Below are 16,313 nucleotides of genomic sequence, written 5' to 3' on the forward strand. Positions count from 1 at the left end.
CGCCCGGGCCGCCGTCGAGGACCGGGTCGTATACGGAGCGGTCGAGGACGCGCCCGGCCCGGAAGGGGACGCGCCCCCGCGGGGTCAGGCGTGGCGGTCGCCGGGGGCGCGGTGCTCGGCCGTCAGGCCGAACCGGCCGCGTGCGGCCGGCGCGGGCGACGACGAGCCGAGCGACGACACCGAGCGGACCACCTGCTCCTCCGCCGCCTCCCGTTCGCCCTCCAGTCGCTCCAGGTCGGCCGCGGACACCAGCGCCACGAGCGGCTTCCCGTGGCGGGTCACCACGACGCGCTCCCCGCCGTAGACGACGCGGTTGATCAGTTCGGCGAGCTCTGCGCGCGCTTGCGTCACCGGAATCTCGTAGGCCATGCCCCCATCATAACTGTCTGTACGTCCTGTACATTTTTTACAGAGCCCATCTCGCCACAGGCCCGAGGAGGCATGTCATGTACCGTTCCGCCGCCCGCTACGTCCTGCCCGAGTTCACCGAGCGCACCAGCTCGGGGACCCGCACCCTCGATCCGTACGCGCAGCTGCTCGACGAACGGATCGTCTTTCTCGGCACCGCCGTCGACGACACGGCGGCGAACGACGTCATCGCCCAGCTGCTGCATCTCGAGTACGCGGCCCCCGATCAGGACATCTGCCTGTACATCAACTCCCCCGGCGGCCCCCTCGGCGCCATGACCGCGATCTACGACACCCTGCAGGTCATCACGTGCGACATCGCCACCACCTGCCTGGGCCAGGCCGCTTCGACCGCCGCCGTACTGCTCGCCGCGGGCACCCCGGGCAAGCGGTCGGCGCTGCCGGGGGCACGCGTCGTGGTCCAGCAGCCCGCCATGGAGGAGCCGTTGCGCGGCCAGCCGTCCGATCTGGAGATCCACGCCGCCGAGTTGCTGCGCCTGCGGGAGCAACTGGCGGCCATGCTCGTGCGCCACACCGGACAGGACGCCGCGCGCATCGCGGCCGACCTGGAACGAGACAGGATCTTCGACGCCGAGGCGGCCAGGACGTACGGCCTGGTGGATCACGTCGTCGGGAGCCGCAAGGGCTCGCCGGCCGGGGCGAGGTGAGCGACGGGTGCTGCCTCCGGAGCTGCCGCCGCTGCCCGCGCTGACCCGCGCGGAGGCGGAGTTGATCGACAGCTATCTCGAAGTGGTCGATCTGCTGGGGCGGATCAACCCCGCCCGCGCCACCCACACCTACGGCGCGCTGCGCGCCGCGCAGGCGCTGGTGGGGCGGGCGACCGCCCTGAAGGACGCCCTGACGCTCATGCATCTGCGCGGGGAGAGCGAGGTCTACGCGGACACCCTCGCCGAGGCGCTGCGGATCCTCGACGGGGAACGCCGGGCGAACCGCGTGACCATGCCCCCGGCTACGACGAGTTGACGGTCGGTCCACTGCACCGCCGGCACCCAAGCGGTAGTGGCTTTCCTACCCCGTTCGGTGGAGCTTCGGCGAAATTGTCGCGCGCCCCAGGACTTGCGCCGCACGCACCACCGATTTGGCGGAATCGACGGTTTCGATGCTGGTACGACCATGATTCCGCGTCAGGCGAGACGACCCCCAACACCCGTGCCCACCTGAACAGATCAGTCGTGAATGACTTCACAAAAGCCGTTTCAACTCGGAAATCGGACATTTGTGAGTCACGATCACTGAGACGACAAGCCCCCGTCACCTTGACGGGGCGGTCCGGGCGGACGCTGAGTCCTGCCGCCGCACCGGGCGTGGGTCGACAGAAGTGCATCGGCAGGAGTGGAGGACCCGAGCAGCACGGGGTGACCGGTGATCCCGGTAGGCCCCTTGGGGTGAAGCCGCTTCGGCGGCCGGGCGTCTTCGCCGGTCCGAACCCGACAGGTCATCCTTCACAGGCGGCTGACGAAGGGTTGCGCATGACTGCGCAGAAGAATGTCCCGTTCCTGCTCACCCGCGCGGGCGCCGTATCGGCACTGACCATCGCCGCCGTCGGCGGCACGCTCCTCGCTCCCGGCGCCGCCCCTGAGGCGTACGCGATCACCAGCCACGCGAGCAAGGCACTGGAAGTGGCAGCGTCGAAGAAGGGGTCGCCGTACAGATTCGGCGCCGTCGGCCCCCAACGCTTCGACTGCTCCGGGTTGACGCAGTACTCGTACAAGAAGGCCGGCAAGAAGCTGCCGCGGACCGCTCAGCAGCAGTACAACCGCACGCGCCATGTCCCCGCTTCCCAACGGAAACGCGGTGACCTGGTCTTTTTCCACTCCAGCGGCTACGTCTACCACGTGGGCATCTACGCCGGCAGGGGTCGGATGTGGCATTCGCCGAAGACGGGCGACGTCGTACAGCTGGCCAAGATCTGGACCAGGAGCGTCTCGTACGGCCGCGTCCGCTGACGCGCCGGGCGGTCAGGCGGCCCCCGGCGGCGTCCGGCCGGCTGAGAGGACGTCAGCGCGTCGGCGCACGGTGCTGTGACCGACCGGCACCGGTCAGTGCGCCAGCGGCTGGACCAGCAGGGTCGCGCCGAGCGCGGTGAGCGCACCGCCCGTGACGCCTTCCACGGCACGTGTGGTGCGCGGCCGGCGCAGCCACCGGCCCAGCTGGTCCACCAGGAGTGCCACGGCCGGGAACCAGATCAGCGCCAGCGCGACGACGATCGCGGCGAGCAGCAGCGTGCGCGGCAGCACCGCCGCGCCGTCCGGCACGAACTGCGGCAGCAGACTCAGGAACAGCACCGGCGCCTTCGGATTGAGGACATTGGTGAGGAAGCCCTGCCGCAAGCAGCGAGCGACGCCGTGGGAGGGCGTGTCGCCGTCGGGGGCGGCGGGCCCGCCGAGCGGGCGCAGCGCGGAGCGCACGGCGCGCAGGCCGAGCCACAGCACGTAGATCCCGCCCGCGATCTGCAGCGTCCGGTACAGCACGGGCACCGCCACCAGCACCGCGGCGAGCCCCGCCACGGCCAGTGCGGTGTGCACCAGCAGCCCGCCCGCCACCCCGACCGCGCAGGCGACGCCCGCGCGTCGTGAGGCGAGCGCACTGCGCACCACCACGGTGAAGTCGGTGCCCGGCATGGCGACCATGCCCGCAGCGATGCCGGTGAAAGCGATGAGCTGTGCGTCCATGCCTCTCAGCGTGCCGCCTGCGGGCCTTCACCATGTACTTGGAATATCCTGGGTCAGCCGAAAGCAATGCTTAAGGGGAGCGATGTACGACCCCATCCGGCTGGCCGCACTGGTCGCTGTCGCCGAAGCCGGTTCGATCACCCGCGCCGCGGCCCGCCTCGGCTACACCGCGCCGGCGCTCTCCCAGCAGCTGGCCAAACTGGAGCGCGAGGCCGGAGCACCCCTGCTCGTACGCCACCACCGCGGGGCGCGGCTCACGGCCGCGGGTGAGCTGCTCGCCGAGCGGGCGCGCCGGGTGCTGGACGAGATGGACCGGGCGCGGCACGAGCTGGCCCGGCTGTCGGGGCTCGCCGGCGGCCGGCTGCGGGTGGCCACTTTCACCACCGTGGGCATCCATCTGCTGCCCCCGGTGCTGAGCGCCTTCCGCCGCGCCCATCCGGACGTGGAACTGACCGTCGCGGAGTACGAGCCTCCGCACGGGGTCACGGCGGTCGCGCGCGGCGAGATGGATCTGGCGCTGACGCATGCCTACGAGCCGGCCGAACCGGCACCGCTTCTCCCGGGAGTGGTCATGGAAACGCTATTGGTGGAGGAGTTGGTGCTCGTCACCGCTCCCGGGCACGCCCTGGCGGGCGGTTCGGGGCGGCTGCCGGTGAGCGCTCTCGCCGGGCAGCCGCTGATCAGCAGCGCTCCGGCGCATCCGCCGCGCAAGGGGGTGGAGGGTGCGCTGGCCGAGGCGGGGGCGACGCCCGCCGTGGTGTGCGAGTCGCCCGGTTACGCGCTGGTGTGCGCCCTGGTGAGCGCGGGGATAGGGGTGGCGGTGGTGCCGGAGATGGTGGCGGCGATGTCCAGCACGCCGTTGCAGGTACGGCAGTTGGAGCCGGCGGCCTTCCGCCGGACGATCTCGGTGGCGCACCGGGGCGAGGAGTCGGGGCCGGCGGCCCAGTCGCTGCGCGCTCTGCTGCGGGGCTCGTTCGGCCGGGCGGGTCAGCAGGGCGCCGGTGGCAGAGTGTGGTGAACCGGGGTGGGCCGGCAGGGCGTTCCTGCCAGGGTGTGGTGAACCGGGGCCGGTCAACAGGGCGTTGGGAACCGGAAGCGCGTCAGCTCTGCACGGGTGCGGTCCACGGCAGGGCGATCCACACCGTCTTGCCGCCCTCCTCGGTGGGTGTCACGGAGAGCCGCCCTCCGTACTGCGCGGTGAGACTGCGGATGATGACCATCCCCCGGCCGTTGTCCTGACGGACGGCGGCGGGCAGCCGGCGCGGCCAGCGCGGGTGGCTGTCGGTGACGCCGATGCGCAGCCGCTCGTCACGTTCAAGACGCAGGTCGACGGTGAAGGTGGGCGACTGGCCGAAGGTGTGCTGGACGGCGTTGGTGGCCAGTTCGGAGACGATCAGCCGCAGGGTGTCGACGGCCTCGGTGCCGTCGGTCAGGCCCCATCCGCAGACGACGTCGGTGACGTATTTCCGGGCGGCCGAGACCGATGCCGGATCGCTCGGCAGAGTGACGGATGCTTCTTGACTGTCTGCCATGGCGACGCTGTCCCTTTCCCACCGGGCCGGGCTCCGACTCATAGCGGATGACATGCGAGGACGGCCACGGATTGCGCTTCGGCGTCAGACTGCCACTTGTCGCCCGGCTGGTGCGGCGATCCACTGAGATATACGGATACCTGTCGCTCAAAGCGGTGAACTCTCCGACGAGAGACCGTATTTGGGACGGACCCGCACCCATCGGACCTACCCGCCCGGCCAACGGGCCTGCCCTCCCGACCAGCGGCCTCAGCGGCGCGGTGCGGACGCGATGATCGTCGCGACGGCGGTGTCGATCTGCCGGGCGGTCAGATCGGCGCGAGCGGTGAGCCGGATGCGCGAGATGCCGTCCGGCACCGACGGAGGCCGGAAGCAGCCCACGACCAGACCCGCCGTCCGGCAGTCCGCCGCCCACCGCAGCGCCGCCTCCGGCGAGGGCGCCTGCACGGACACGACGGCCGCGTCCGGCCGCGCGGCGGTCAGTCCGGCGTCCGTCAGCCGCCGGTGCAGCACGGCCGCGACCTCCCGTGCCCGCCCGGCGAGCTCCGGTTCGCGGCGCAGCACCCCGAGGGCGGCGAGCGCGCCGCCCGCCGCCGCCGGTGCGAGTCCGGTGTCGAAGATGAAGGTCCTGGCCGTGTTGACCAGGTGCTGGATGACCCGGGCCGGGCCGAGCACCGCGCCGCCCTGGCTGCCGAGTGACTTGGAGAGGGTCAGGGTGGCGACGACTCCGGTCGCGCCTGCCAGGCCGGCGGCGTCGAGCGCGCCCCGGCCGCCGTCGCCGAGGACGCCGAGGCCGTGGGCGTCGTCGACCAACAGCGCCGCGCCGTGTGCGCGGCAGGCCGCGGCGAGGGCGGGCAGCGGCGCGGCGTCGCCGTCGACGGAGAACACCGAGTCGGTGACGACGAGGGCGCGGTGGTCCGGGTGGGCGCCGAGAATCTTGCGTACGGCGTCGGGGTCGGCGTGCGGGACGACCACGGTCTCGGCGCGGGCCAGCCGGCAGCCGTCGACGATGGAGGCGTGGTTGCCGGCGTCGGACACCACGAGGGCGTCGCGTCCGCCGAGGGCGGTCACGGCGGCGAGGTTCGCCGCGTAGCCGGAGGACAGGACGAGGGCCGCCTCGAAACCGCAGAACACGGCGAGTTCGCGTTCCAGCTCGGCGTGGAGCGCGGTGGTGCCGGTGACCAGGCGGGAGCCGGTGGCGCCCGCGCCCCAGCGGCGGGCCGCGTCGGCGGCCGCTGCGGTGACCTCGGGCCGGCGGGTCAGTCCCAGGTAGTCGTTGCTCGCCAGGTCGAGCAGGGGCGAGTCGGCGGTGCGCGGCCGGAGCGTACGGACGAGCCCGGCGCGCTCGCGGCGGCGCGCCTCGTCGTCGATCCAGTCGAAAGGATCCTGCGTGGCCTGCGGCATGAGGGTCCGGTCCTTTTGTAGGCAGCGCACAGACCCTAACCGCGTGCGGGCGGGGAGCCGATGTGGCCATGCACACACCTCATTCCGCCGCTGTTGTGGGGTTCCTCCTTGGCCACGGCGGCCGTGGTGGGTAAGGATCAGCGCCATGGACCTGCTGAACACGCTGGTGGAAAAGGGGCTGCGGCGCGAGCTGCCGACCCGTGAAGAAGCGCTCGCCGTGCTGGCGACCTCCGACGACGATCTGCTCGAAGTGGTGGCCGCGGCCGGCAAGGTGCGCCGCCAGTGGTTCGGACGGCGGGTGAAGCTCAACTATCTGGTCAACCTGAAGTCCGGCCTGTGCCCCGAGGACTGCTCGTACTGCTCGCAGCGGCTCGGGTCGAAGGCGGAGATCCTCAAGTACACCTGGCTGAAGCCGGACGAGGCGTCCCGCGCCGCGGCCGCCGGTGTGGCGGGCGGCGCCAAGCGGGTCTGCCTGGTGGCGAGCGGGCGCGGCCCGACGGACCGGGACGTCGACCGGGTGTCGAAGACGATCGAGACGATCAAGGAGGAGAACGAGGGCGTCGAGGTGTGCGCCTGTCTCGGTCTGCTCTCCGACGGCCAGGCCGAGCGGCTCCGCGAGGCCGGCGCCGACGCCTACAACCACAATCTGAACACGTCCGAGGGGACGTACGGGGACATCACGACCACCCACACCTATGCCGACCGCGTGGACACGGTGAACAAGGCGCACGCCGCGGGTCTGTCCGCGTGCTCCGGTCTGATCGCCGGCATGGGCGAGAGCGACGAGGACCTGGTGGACGTGGTCTTCGCGCTGCGCGAGCTGGACCCGGACTCGGTGCCGGTGAACTTCCTGATCCCCTTCGAGGGCACCCCGCTCGCCAAGGAGTGGAACCTGACCCCGCAGCGGGCGCTGCGCATCCTGGCGATGGTGCGCTTCGTCTGTCCCGACGTCGAGGTGCGTCTCGCGGGCGGGCGCGAGGTGCATCTGCGCACGCTCCAGCCGCTCGCGCTGCACCTGGCCAACTCGATCTTCCTCGGCGACTACCTGACCAGCGAGGGCCAGGCGGGCAAGGCCGACCTGGAGATGATCGCGGACGCCGGCTTCGAGGTGGAGGGCGCCGGCACGACGACGCTGCCGGAGCACCGTGCGACGGGCGGTGGCTGCGGTTCCGTGTGCGGGGACGGCGGCGCGGGCGGCTGCCACGACGAGCCCGCCGCGGCGGAGGCGGAGGCGTCCGAGCTCCCCGCCGCGCGTACGGACCTGGTCGCCGTGCGCCGCCGCGGCGCCGGGACGGACCTCGCGCCCAATGCCTGAGTTCGCGCCCGGCGAGCTGCGCGCCCTGGACCGCGCCCACGTGTGGCATCCGTACGGTCCGATGCCCGGCCGGGACGAGCCGCTGGTCGTCGAGTCCGCGGCCGGGGTGCGGCTGAGGCTCGCCGAAGAGGTCCACGGCCGGCGCGAGTTGATCGACGGCATGTCGTCGTGGTGGTCGGCGGTGCACGGCTACAACCACCCCGTCCTCAACGAGGCGGCGACGGCGCAGCTGGGCCGCATGAGCCATGTGATGTTCGGCGGGCTCACGCACGAGCCCGCCGTGCGGCTGGCGGCCCGGCTGGTGGAGATCACGCCCGAGCCCCTGCAGCACGTCTTCCTGTCCGACTCGGGCTCGGTGTCCGTCGAGGTCGCGGTGAAGATGTGCCTGCAGTACTGGCGGTCGGTGGGCCGCCCGGCCAAGCAGCGGCTGCTGACCTGGCGCGGCGGCTACCACGGCGACACCTGGCAGCCGATGTCGGTGTGCGACCCCGAGGGCGGCATGCACGGTCTGTGGCAGGGCGTGCTGCCGCGGCAGATCTTCGCTCCCGCCCCGCCGGCCGACTACGACGAGGTCTACGCGGACGGGCTGCGCGAGCTGATCGGGCGGCACGCGGACGAGCTGGCCGCGGTGATCGTGGAGCCGGTGGTGCAGGGCGCGGGCGGCATGCGCTTCCACTCCCCCGCGTACCTGAGGGTGCTGCGCGAGGCGTGCGACGAGCACGGCGTGCTGCTGGTCTTCGACGAGATCGCGACCGGTTTCGGCCGCACGGGCACGCTGTTCGCGGCCGGACACGCCGGTGTGGCCCCGGACGTGATGTGCCTGGGCAAGGCGCTGACCGGCGGCTACCTGTCGCTGGCGGCGACGCTGTGCACGTCGCGGGTGGCGGACGGGATCTCGCGGGGTGAGGTGCCCGTGCTCGCGCACGGCCCGACGTTCATGGGCAACCCGCTCGCCTCGGCAGTGGCGTGCGCGTCGATCGACCTGCTGCTCGGCCAGGACTGGCAGCGGGAGGTGGAGCGCCTGGAGACGGGCCTTCGGGACGGGCTGGCCGAGGCCGCCGCCCTGCCGGGCGTGAAGGACGTCCGCGTGCTCGGCGGCATCGGTGTCGTACAGCTGGACTGCGCCCTTGACTCGGCGGCCATGGCGGCGGCGACGGCGGCCGCGGTGCGGGAGGGTGTGTGGTTGCGCCCGTTCCGCGACCTCGTGTACACGATGCCGCCGTACGTGACGGGCGACGAGGACCTGGCGCGGGTGTGCCGCGCGGTCCGGGCGGCGGCGGCAGCGGGCTCACGGCCCGAGGAGCGAGTGGACGAGACAGGACAGGAAAGCGCACCATGCCAGTGATCGTCGTGACCGGGACCGGGACCGAGATCGGGAAGACCGTCGTGACGGCGGCCGTCGCCGCGCTCGCCGTGGCCCAAGGCCGGTCGGTCGCCGTGGTCAAGCCCGCGCAGACCGGGGTCGAGCCGCACGAAGCGGGCGACGTCGACGACGTCCGGCGGCTCGCCGGCCCGGTCACCGGTGTCGAACTGACCCGGTTCCCCGAGCCGTTGGCGCCCGCGACGGCCGCCCGGCGGGCGGGGCTCGCCCCGGTCACGCCCGAGGCGGTGGCCGAGGCGGCCGGGAAGCTCGCCGCGGAGCACGATCTCGTCCTGGTCGAGGGGGCGGGCGGCCTCCTCGTACGGTTCGACGACGCGGGCGCGACGCTCGCCGACGTGGCGGGCCTGCTCGGCGCTCCCGTGCTGGTCGTCGTGCCAGCCGGCCTCGGGACCCTGAACACGACCGCGCTGACCGCCGAAGCCCTGCGCGCCCGCGGGCTGGACCAGCTGGGCGTGGTGGTCGGCAGCTGGCCCGGCCGGCCGGACCTCGCGGCGCGCTGCAACCTCGCGGACCTGCCCGAGGTGGCGGGCGCTCCGCTGCTGGGCGCGGTCCCGGAGGGCGCCGGGGCGCTCGCGCCGGCCGAGTTCCGGGCGCGGGCCGGGCAGTGGCTGGCGCCGCGACTCGGCGGCGGATGGGACGCGGGGGCATTCGGCTCGGCCGTACGCTGAGGTCCATGCGCGCACGGATCGACGAGATCGTCTTCGACTGTCACGAGCCCGCCCGCCTCGTCCGGTTCTGGGCGGCGCTCCTCGGGGGCGAGCCGGTGGACCGCAGCGCGGGCTGGTCGTACGTCGATCCGCCGGAGTTCGCCCGCGTGGCGTTCCAACTGGTGCCCGAGGGCAAGATGGTGAAGAACCGGCTCCATCTGGACCTGTACGCGGGCGATGTGGACGCCGCGGCAGACGAGGCGGTGCGGCTGGGCGCGCAGCGCGTCGGCCCCGTGGTCCCCGATGAGCACGGCCGTTTCCAGGTTTCGAAGGACCCCGAGGGCAACGAATTCTGCTTCGTGGCGGGCGAGGACGGCTGAGCGGAGGCTTCGCGGGGGAGAATGGCCCTGACCGGTCCGCCGCGTCCGAGGAGGTCCGCGATGCCGCCGCGCAGCACGAAGGCGCCCCGGGACGCCGTCCACCATCCCGTCTTCGCCCGTTTCTACGCGCGCATGAGCGTCTCGGCGGACGTGAAGGGCGGCATCGCCGCCTACCGCGCCGAGCTCCTGTCGGGCCTGTCCGGCCGCGTCATCGAGATCGGCGCGGGCAACGGTCTCAACTTCGCCCACTACCCGGCGGCCGTCTCCGAGGTCGTCGCCCTCGAACCGGAGCGCACTCTGCGGAAGTTGGCCGTCGAGGCGGGGCTGCGCGCCGGGGTCCCGGTGGACGTCGTGCCGGGTGCGGCGGAGGCGCTGCCGGTCAAGAGCGAGGCGTTCGACGCGGCGGTGGCCTCGCTCGTGCTGTGCACCGTACGGAACCTGCCGCGGGCACTCTCGGAGATCCGGCGCGTGCTGCGGCCGGGCGGGGAGTTGCGGTTCTTCGAGCACGGCCTGGCCGGCAGCCCGGGCCTGGCGCGGACGCAGCGCGCCCTGGACCGCACGGTGTGGCCCCGCCTGTTCGGCGGCTGCCACACGGCCAGGGACACGCTCGCCGCGATCGAGGCGGCGGGCTTCGAGCTCGGCACGCACCGCCGGTTCAATGTGCCGGAGGGCCGGCTGCGGCTGCCGACCTCGCCGTGCGTGCTCGGCGTGGCGCGCCGCCCGTTCACGTCCTAGCCGAGCAGCTGCGGGATCACTCGCTCCACTGGCGCAGTTCGTCCGCGACCGCGTGGACGTCGGCCTTGCCCTCCTTGACCAGGCGGGCGAGATCCCGCACCTGCTCGGGCGAGGTGACCACCTTGAGCCCGCTGGCGACGAGGTAGCCGTAGGCGACGGCGGAGGCGAACATCGCGTTGGAGTGCTCCAACGCGGGCACGTGCAGGAGCAGTTGGAGCAGGGCCGCGGCGCGGGCGTGCGGATCTGCGTAAACGGGCGTGCCGAATATCTCCGCGTCGTGCCGGCTGACGGCGGCGACGAGCGCACCCCAGTCGGTGACCTGGGGGTCGCCGGGGGTCTTGTACTCGGCGACCATGAGCAGCCAGGCGAGATCGATCGTCAGGTTCAACGCTTCTCGCCGAACTCCTCGGCGAACACCGACTCGTACTGCTTCATGAAGTCGGCCGCCGCGTCCACGAAGGAGCGGCCCACCTCGCCCGCGTCCTGCTTGACGAGCTCCTCGATGTAGCGGTTCACGCTCATCCCGCGCTGGAGCGCCTGTCGGCGGGCGGCCTCCGCGGTGGTCTCGTCCACCCGTACGTTCAACTGAGTCTTCGCCACATCATCAAGCTAGCGCGCGGGCGCTAGCACGGCAAGGTCCGGCCTCCGGGCGCGGCCGCGACCCGTTCCGCCTGCTGGAAGTCGCTGGCGCGGGTCGCGGCCGGCGTGCTTGGCTCCCGGCATGACCGACCTGCGCATACGTACCGCCTCCGTCGAGGACGCCGAGTCCGTGCTGGCCTTCTGGCGGGAGGCGGCGGAGGGCACGAGCATCACAGACGACGTGGACGGCGTCACCCGGCTCGTCACCCGGGATCCCGAGGCCCTGATCCTGGCCGAGGCCGACGGGGTGCTGGTCGGGTCGGTGATCGCCGGGTTCGACGGATGGCGCTGCTCGCTGTACCGCCTCGCCGTCCTCCCCTCGCACCGGCGCCGCGGTATCTCCGCGGCCCTGCTGGAGGCGGCCGAGAAGCGGTTCGTGGCGGCGGGCGGGCGGCGCGGGGACGCGATGGTGCTGGAGGCCAACGAGCGGGCGCACCGGGCGTGGGCCTCGGCCGGCTACCACCGCGAGGACCACTGGCGCCGCTGGGTCAAGCGGTTCGCCTGAGCGCCCGCCCGAGCCGTTTGCCCCGGCGGCGGGCCCCGTCCCGCCACTGAGGCGGCTTTGCCGGTCCTTTACCATGGGTGGACCATCCACTTCCCGTACGAAAGGTGTGAGCGTCCGCCCATGGGCGAGCCTCCCAGTAGCCGACATCGCGCATTCCACCTCCCCCTGTCCGACCATGGGACGGAGGTGACCCGATGACCGAAGTGCTTCTGCTCGCCGTGGCCGTGCTGCTCTCGCTCGCCTGTGGCGCCTTCGTCGCGGCGGAGTTCTCCCTCACGACGGTCGAGCGCGGCGAGCTCGAACGGGCGGCCGAGCGCGGCGAACGGGGCGCGGCCGGCGCCCTCAAGGCCGTACGGAGCCTCACGTTCCAGCTCTCCGGCGCCCAGCTCGGCATCACCGTCACGAACCTGGTCGTCGGCATGCTCGCCGAGCCCTCCATCGCCACGCTCATCCGCGGCCCGGTCGAGGCGCTCGGACTGTCGCGTTCCGTCGCGTCGTCCACGGCGCTGGTCATCGGCACCGCGCTGTCCACGGTCGTCCTGATGGTCGTCGGCGAGCTGGTCCCCAAGAACTGGGCGATCTCCTCCCCGCTGGCCGTCGCCAAGGTGGTGGCCACGCCGCAGCGGATCTTCACCGCCGCGTTCCGGCCGCTGATCGCCCACCTCAACAACACCGCCAACCGCATCGTGACCCGCCTCGGCATGGAGCCCACGGAAGAGCTCGCGTCCGCGCGCAGCCCCAAGGAACTCGCGGCGCTGGCCCGGCACTCCGCCAAGGCGGGCGCGCTGGAGGCGGACACCGCCGAGCTGTTCGTGCGCTCGCTGGGACTGGCGGAGCTGACCGCGGAGAACGTCATGACGCCGCGCGTCCAGGTCATGGCGCTCGACGCGTCCGCCACCGCCGAGGACGTCGCCAACGTCACCCGCGCGACCGGCCTGTCCCGCTTCCCGGTCTACCGGGGCAGCCTGGACACCGTCGTCGGCATAGCCCACATCAAGGACATCCTGACCGTCCCGGCGGAGCTCCGGGCCCGCCATCCGGTCTCGGACCTGCTGCGCGAGCCCGTGCTGGTGCCCGAGACGCTCACCGTGGACCGGCTGCTCGACCGGCTGTCGGGCAAGTCCACGATGGCCGTCGTCATCGACGAGTACGGCGGCACGGCCGGCGTGGTGACCCTGGAGGACATCGTCGAGGAGGTCGTCGGCGAGGTGCGCGACGAACACGACCCGCACGAGACGCCCGACCTCGCGCGGGCCGGTGAGGACGCGGACGGCCGCACGCTGTGGTCGGCGGACGGCGCCGCCCGTACCGACCAGCTGGAGACCATAGGGCTGCGCGTTCCCGACGGCCCCTACGAGACCCTCGCCGGTCTCATCGCCACCGAGCTGGGCCGCATCCCCGCCAAGGGCGACCGGATCGATCTCGGGGGATGGCAGATGGACGTGATCGACGCCTCCGGGCGGCGCGCCGCGCGCGTGCTGATGCACGCACCGCTGGACGCCGCCGAAGGCGATGTGGCCGAGGAGGCCGGACGATGATCGTGATCCAGCTCTTCATCGGTCTGCTGACCCTGGTGCTCAACGCCTTCTTCGTCGGCGCCGAGTTCGCGCTGATCTCGGTGCGCCGCAGCCAGATCGAGCCGGAGGCGCAGGCCGGCAACCGGCGGGCGCGCAGCGTGCTGTGGGGTCTGGAGCACGTCTCGGCGCTGATGGCGGCGGCACAGCTGGGCATCACGCTGTGCACCCTGGTGCTCGGCATCGTCGCCGAGCCGGCCATCGCGCATCTGCTGGAGCCGGTGTTCGACGCGGTGGGCGTGCCGCACGGCGCCGTCCACCCCATCTCGTTCGTGATCGCGCTGGCGCTCGCGACGTATCTGCACATGCTGCTCGGCGAGATGGTGCCGAAGAACGTCGCGCTGTCGGAGCCCGTGCGCAGCGCGCTGCTCTTCGGGCCTCCGCTGGTCGCACTGGCGCGGGCGCTGCGCCCGGTGATCTTCACGGTCAACGCCCTCGCGAACGGGCTGCTCAAGCTGCTCAGGGTCGAGACGAGGGACGAGGTGTCCGCCACGTTCTCCGACGACGAGCTGGCGAGCCTCGTGCAGGACTCGGGCGAGGCGGGCCTGCTCGACGACCGCGCGGCGGAACGGTTGCGGGACGCGCTGGAGCTCGGACGCCGGCCGGTGCGCGATGTGGTGATGCCGGTCGAGCAGGTCGTGTACGCGCAGGACGGGACGACGCCGGAGCAGCTGGAGCAGTTGTCGGTGGAGTCCGGGTACTCCCGCTTCCCGGTCGTGGACGCGGGAGGCCACATCCTCGGGTACCTCCATGTGAAGGACGCGCTGGACGCCGCTCCCCGTGACGTGCCGTTCCCGGTGGGCGCGATGCGCCCGATCGCCCGTGTGCGGGCGACGACCCCGCTGGACGACGTGCTCACCGCGATGCGCCGCAGCCGTACCCACCTGGCGGCCGTCCTCGACGAGCAGGGCAGGCCGGAGGGCCTGGTGACGATGGAGGACATCCTGCGGGAGCTGGTGGGCCGCCCCGCCTGACGCGCGACGCCGCGGGCGGGCCGGGCGCCGGGAGGGCGCGAGCCCTGCCGGCCCCCAGGCCGCGGGTCGTCGCTCAGAACGCCGTCGCGGCGAGCCAGGACGCCGGCACGGACGGGTCGCCCGTGACCGTGAAGCGCGGGTCGTCCGCCGAGCGGCGGCCGTACGTCAGCAGCAGCAGGTCACCGGCGGGCCCCTCGACGCGTGCCGACGCGTCGTCCGTCGCGGACTTGGACCAGCCGAATCCCGCCTCGCCGAACCCGACCGTCCACGACGCTCCCGTGTCCGTCGCCGACAGAACGACGGAGCCGTCCGCGAGGCGCGACACCGGTTCGGCGAGCCAGGGGAAGTACGGAAGGTTCTCGAGGAACTCCTCGATCCCGTCGGCCGCCGTGCCCGGGCCGATGCTCGGTTCACGCCCGAGCGACAGCTCCGCGTCGGCGAGGTGGACCACCGCCTCGAACAGCAGCCGGCGCGGGAAGTAGGCCACCCGCTGGTCCGCCCCGTCGGACCACATCGGGGTGTCCGGGTCGGCTTTGCGCAGCGTCCCGAGCACGCTCTCCGCGCCGCGGGCGAGCCAGTCCGGATACGCGGCCGCGTCGTCGGGCAGGTTGAGGGGGATCTCCCGCGACCAGACGCGCTCGGCGGCCCGGATCCGTATCAGGTGCTCCATCCAGCGGTGCGTGGTGCCGTGGTGGCGTACGAGGTCGGCGAAGGTCCAGCCCGGGCACGTGGTCACCGGTGTGGCCGGATCCGCTTCCCGTGCGGTCGCCACGAAGCGCCCCTCGACGTGCTCGATGGCGTCGCAGTACAGCTCGTGCTGGTCGTCGTCGAGGCCGAAGCCCTCGGGCATGCGCAGCAGCTCGTCGCGCCAGGCCCCTGCGGGGTGCCGATGGGCGGCGCGCCGGAAGAGGCGGGCGAGCTCACGCCGGTCGGCGGGCGGGAGCCGGTCGAGCGGGTACCCCGTGGTCTCCAGCCACTTCACCGCGGTGTCCGGGTCGAGTACGTCGTCGTCACAGGTGTCGATCGAGATCACCACGTCGGCCAGCGCCTCGGCCAGCGCGTTGAGCAGTGCGTCGCTCACGAATGCTCCCCTCCCGGTACGGAACCGACGGACCTTACCGCGCGGTAGGATCGCTCCGCCATGGAGACGCATGCCAATTACACGAGCTTTGTCGCGGTGGGTGATTCGTTCACCGAGGGGATGTCGGACCTGCTCCCCGACGGCTCCTACCGCGGGTGGGCCGATCTGCTGGCGGCGCGCCTGGCCGCCCGTACGCCGGGCTTCCGCTACGCGAACCTCGCGGTGCGCGGGAAGCTGATCGGCCAGATCGTCTCCGAGCAGGTCGACGTGGCGGCCGCGATGCGGGCCGATGTGGTCACCCTCGTCGGCGGGCTCAACGACACCCTGCGCCCCACGTGCGACATGGCAAGGGTGCGCGGTCTGCTGGAGGAGGCGGTGGAGCGGCTCGCGCCCTCGTGCGGGACCCTGGTCCTGATGCGCAGCCCGGGCCGCAACGGCCCCGTGATGGAACGCTTCCGCCCGCGCATGGAGGAACTGTTCGTCCACGTCGACGCGCTGGCGGCGCGGCACGGCGCGCTGGTGGTCGACCTGTACGGCTCGCCGGTGCTGGGCGACCAGCGGATGTGGGACGTGGACCGGCTGCACCTGACGGCCGAGGGGCACGCACGTGTCGCCGAGGCCGTGTGGCAGACGCTGGGCCTGGACGCCGAGACCGACTGGCAGGCGCTGCTGCCCCCGGCGGCGCGGGCGGGCTGGGCGGCGCACAGGGCGGCCGACCTGCGCTTCGCACGCGAGCACCTGGGGCCCTGGATCGGGCGGCGGCTGACGGGACGCTCGTCGGGTGACGGCCGGCCGGCGAAGCGGCCCGAGCTGCTGCCGTACGAGCCGCCGGCCATGTGAGGCCGGGTGGCCCGGCGGGACGGTGAACCCGGGCACCCGCCGGCGGATGCCGGCGGATCGCGGTGGCGGGCGGACCCCGAGCCCGAATACAGCGGTGCCCACACTGGACACTGCACGCCGACGTAGCCCCGCACGACGAAGTCCCGCCGGACACCGGCGGGACTTCGTCGTGTCACGCGCTCCGCCGGAGAGGCACCTCAGGAGG

Annotated in this window: 20 protein-coding genes and 1 riboswitch; of the genes, 13 read left to right on the plus strand and 7 right to left on the minus strand. The window is 72.8% G+C overall.

From position 1 onward, the window contains the following. Window positions 1-84 precede the first annotated feature (84 nt). A complete protein-coding gene (locus tag ACLB9X_RS25565; protein ID WP_410362735.1) occupies window positions 85-369 on the minus strand; it encodes a type II toxin-antitoxin system Phd/YefM family antitoxin in 285 nt (94 codons plus the stop codon). Between the two features lie 77 nt (window positions 370-446). Between ACLB9X_RS25565 and ACLB9X_RS25570 the strand changes: the two genes are divergently transcribed. From ACLB9X_RS25570 to ACLB9X_RS25580, 3 genes are all read left to right on the plus strand, one after another. Further along, complete coding sequence (locus ACLB9X_RS25570) at window positions 447-1,076, plus strand: ATP-dependent Clp protease proteolytic subunit (protein WP_410362736.1); 630 nt, start codon at window positions 447-449, stop codon at window positions 1,074-1,076. A gap of 7 nt (window positions 1,077-1,083) precedes the next feature. Further along, window positions 1,084-1,392 (plus strand): hypothetical protein, encoded by a 309-nt coding sequence (locus tag ACLB9X_RS25575; RefSeq protein ID WP_410362737.1) that lies wholly within the window; start codon window positions 1,084-1,086, stop codon window positions 1,390-1,392. 346 nt (window positions 1,393-1,738) lie between these two features. After that, a riboswitch (cyclic di-AMP (ydaO/yuaA leader) is annotated at window positions 1,739-1,896 on the plus strand. 2 nt (window positions 1,897-1,898) lie between these two features. Beyond that, window positions 1,899-2,375: a C40 family peptidase gene (locus ACLB9X_RS25580; RefSeq protein ID WP_410362738.1), complete on the plus strand. Its 477-nt coding sequence runs from the start codon at window positions 1,899-1,901 to the stop codon at window positions 2,373-2,375. A 93-nt stretch (window positions 2,376-2,468) separates the two neighbouring features. Here ACLB9X_RS25580 and ACLB9X_RS25585 read toward each other — a convergent pair whose 3' ends face one another. Beyond that, window positions 2,469-3,101: a LysE family translocator gene (locus ACLB9X_RS25585; RefSeq protein WP_410362739.1), complete on the minus strand. Its 633-nt coding sequence runs from the start codon at window positions 3,099-3,101 to the stop codon at window positions 2,469-2,471. 82 nt (window positions 3,102-3,183) lie between these two features. Here ACLB9X_RS25585 and ACLB9X_RS25590 point away from each other — a divergent pair, with 82 nt between their 5' ends. Then, window positions 3,184-4,119 (plus strand): LysR family transcriptional regulator, encoded by a 936-nt coding sequence (locus tag ACLB9X_RS25590; RefSeq protein ID WP_410362740.1) that lies wholly within the window; start codon window positions 3,184-3,186, stop codon window positions 4,117-4,119. A gap of 82 nt (window positions 4,120-4,201) precedes the next feature. Here the strand turns inward: ACLB9X_RS25590 and ACLB9X_RS25595 are convergent, their stop codons facing one another. Together ACLB9X_RS25595 and ACLB9X_RS25600 are read right to left on the minus strand one after the other, a co-directional pair. Continuing rightward, window positions 4,202-4,633 carry an ATP-binding protein gene (locus tag ACLB9X_RS25595; RefSeq protein ID WP_410362741.1) on the minus strand — a complete coding sequence of 144 codons (432 nt, stop codon included), beginning with the start codon at window positions 4,631-4,633 and terminating at the stop codon, window positions 4,202-4,204. 249 nt (window positions 4,634-4,882) lie between these two features. Further along, the gene (locus ACLB9X_RS25600) at window positions 4,883-6,037 is read right to left on the minus strand and encodes an 8-amino-7-oxononanoate synthase (protein WP_410362742.1); all 1,155 of its coding nucleotides are present in this window, start codon (window positions 6,035-6,037) and stop codon (window positions 4,883-4,885) included. 145 nt (window positions 6,038-6,182) lie between these two features. Between ACLB9X_RS25600 and bioB the strand changes: the two genes are divergently transcribed. From bioB to ACLB9X_RS25625, 5 genes are read left to right on the plus strand one after another with little or no spacing between them, the layout of a single operon-like run. Beyond that, window positions 6,183-7,352 (plus strand): biotin synthase BioB, encoded by a 1,170-nt coding sequence (gene bioB / locus ACLB9X_RS25605; RefSeq protein WP_410362743.1) that lies wholly within the window; start codon window positions 6,183-6,185, stop codon window positions 7,350-7,352. Further along, on the plus strand, window positions 7,345-8,697 hold the full coding sequence (locus ACLB9X_RS25610) for an adenosylmethionine--8-amino-7-oxononanoate transaminase (protein WP_410362744.1): 1,353 nt from the start codon (window positions 7,345-7,347) through the stop codon (window positions 8,695-8,697). The genes bioB and ACLB9X_RS25610 overlap by 8 nt, the downstream gene beginning before the upstream one ends. Then, complete coding sequence (gene bioD, locus ACLB9X_RS25615; RefSeq protein ID WP_410362745.1) at window positions 8,688-9,401, plus strand: dethiobiotin synthase; 714 nt, start codon at window positions 8,688-8,690, stop codon at window positions 9,399-9,401. The genes ACLB9X_RS25610 and bioD overlap by 10 nt, the downstream gene beginning before the upstream one ends. 5 nt (window positions 9,402-9,406) lie before the next feature. Continuing rightward, the gene (locus tag ACLB9X_RS25620) at window positions 9,407-9,760 is read left to right on the plus strand and encodes a VOC family protein (protein WP_410362746.1); all 354 of its coding nucleotides are present in this window, start codon (window positions 9,407-9,409) and stop codon (window positions 9,758-9,760) included. A gap of 60 nt (window positions 9,761-9,820) precedes the next feature. Then, window positions 9,821-10,495, plus strand: coding sequence for a class I SAM-dependent methyltransferase (locus ACLB9X_RS25625; RefSeq protein WP_410362747.1), 675 nt, complete (start codon window positions 9,821-9,823; stop codon window positions 10,493-10,495). A 16-nt stretch (window positions 10,496-10,511) separates the two neighbouring features. Here the strand turns inward: ACLB9X_RS25625 and ACLB9X_RS25630 are convergent, their stop codons facing one another. After that, complete coding sequence (locus tag ACLB9X_RS25630) at window positions 10,512-10,883, minus strand: fic family toxin-antitoxin system, toxin component (protein WP_410362748.1); 372 nt, start codon at window positions 10,881-10,883, stop codon at window positions 10,512-10,514. Next, window positions 10,880-11,095 carry an antitoxin gene (locus ACLB9X_RS25635; protein WP_410362749.1) on the minus strand — a complete coding sequence of 72 codons (216 nt, stop codon included), beginning with the start codon at window positions 11,093-11,095 and terminating at the stop codon, window positions 10,880-10,882. Before ACLB9X_RS25635 ends, ACLB9X_RS25630 begins: the two co-directional genes overlap by 4 nt. Before the next feature lie 121 nt (window positions 11,096-11,216). Between ACLB9X_RS25635 and ACLB9X_RS25640 the strand changes: the two genes are divergently transcribed. The 3 genes from ACLB9X_RS25640 to ACLB9X_RS25650 all read left to right on the plus strand — a co-directional run bounded on the left by ACLB9X_RS25640 (window position 11,217) and on the right by ACLB9X_RS25650 (window position 14,187). Further along, window positions 11,217-11,639: a GNAT family N-acetyltransferase gene (locus tag ACLB9X_RS25640; RefSeq protein WP_410362750.1), complete on the plus strand. Its 423-nt coding sequence runs from the start codon at window positions 11,217-11,219 to the stop codon at window positions 11,637-11,639. A gap of 194 nt (window positions 11,640-11,833) precedes the next feature. Continuing rightward, window positions 11,834-13,177 (plus strand): hemolysin family protein, encoded by a 1,344-nt coding sequence (locus tag ACLB9X_RS25645; protein ID WP_410362751.1) that lies wholly within the window; start codon window positions 11,834-11,836, stop codon window positions 13,175-13,177. Next, window positions 13,174-14,187 (plus strand): hemolysin family protein, encoded by a 1,014-nt coding sequence (locus ACLB9X_RS25650; RefSeq protein WP_410362752.1) that lies wholly within the window; start codon window positions 13,174-13,176, stop codon window positions 14,185-14,187. The genes ACLB9X_RS25645 and ACLB9X_RS25650 overlap by 4 nt, the downstream gene beginning before the upstream one ends. 73 nt (window positions 14,188-14,260) lie before the next feature. Here the strand turns inward: ACLB9X_RS25650 and ACLB9X_RS25655 are convergent, their stop codons facing one another. Beyond that, the gene (locus tag ACLB9X_RS25655; protein ID WP_410362753.1) at window positions 14,261-15,268 is read right to left on the minus strand and encodes a maleylpyruvate isomerase family mycothiol-dependent enzyme; all 1,008 of its coding nucleotides are present in this window, start codon (window positions 15,266-15,268) and stop codon (window positions 14,261-14,263) included. 60 nt (window positions 15,269-15,328) lie between these two features. On the opposite strand from ACLB9X_RS25655, the gene ACLB9X_RS25660 reads away from it, so the two are divergent. Further along, window positions 15,329-16,108, plus strand: coding sequence for an SGNH/GDSL hydrolase family protein (locus ACLB9X_RS25660; protein ID WP_410362754.1), 780 nt, complete (start codon window positions 15,329-15,331; stop codon window positions 16,106-16,108). Window positions 16,109-16,313: the final 205 nt, after the last annotated feature.

The sequence above is a fragment of the Streptomyces sp. 5K101 genome, from assembly GCF_046506645.1.
Taxonomy (GTDB): domain Bacteria; phylum Actinomycetota; class Actinomycetes; order Streptomycetales; family Streptomycetaceae; genus Streptomyces.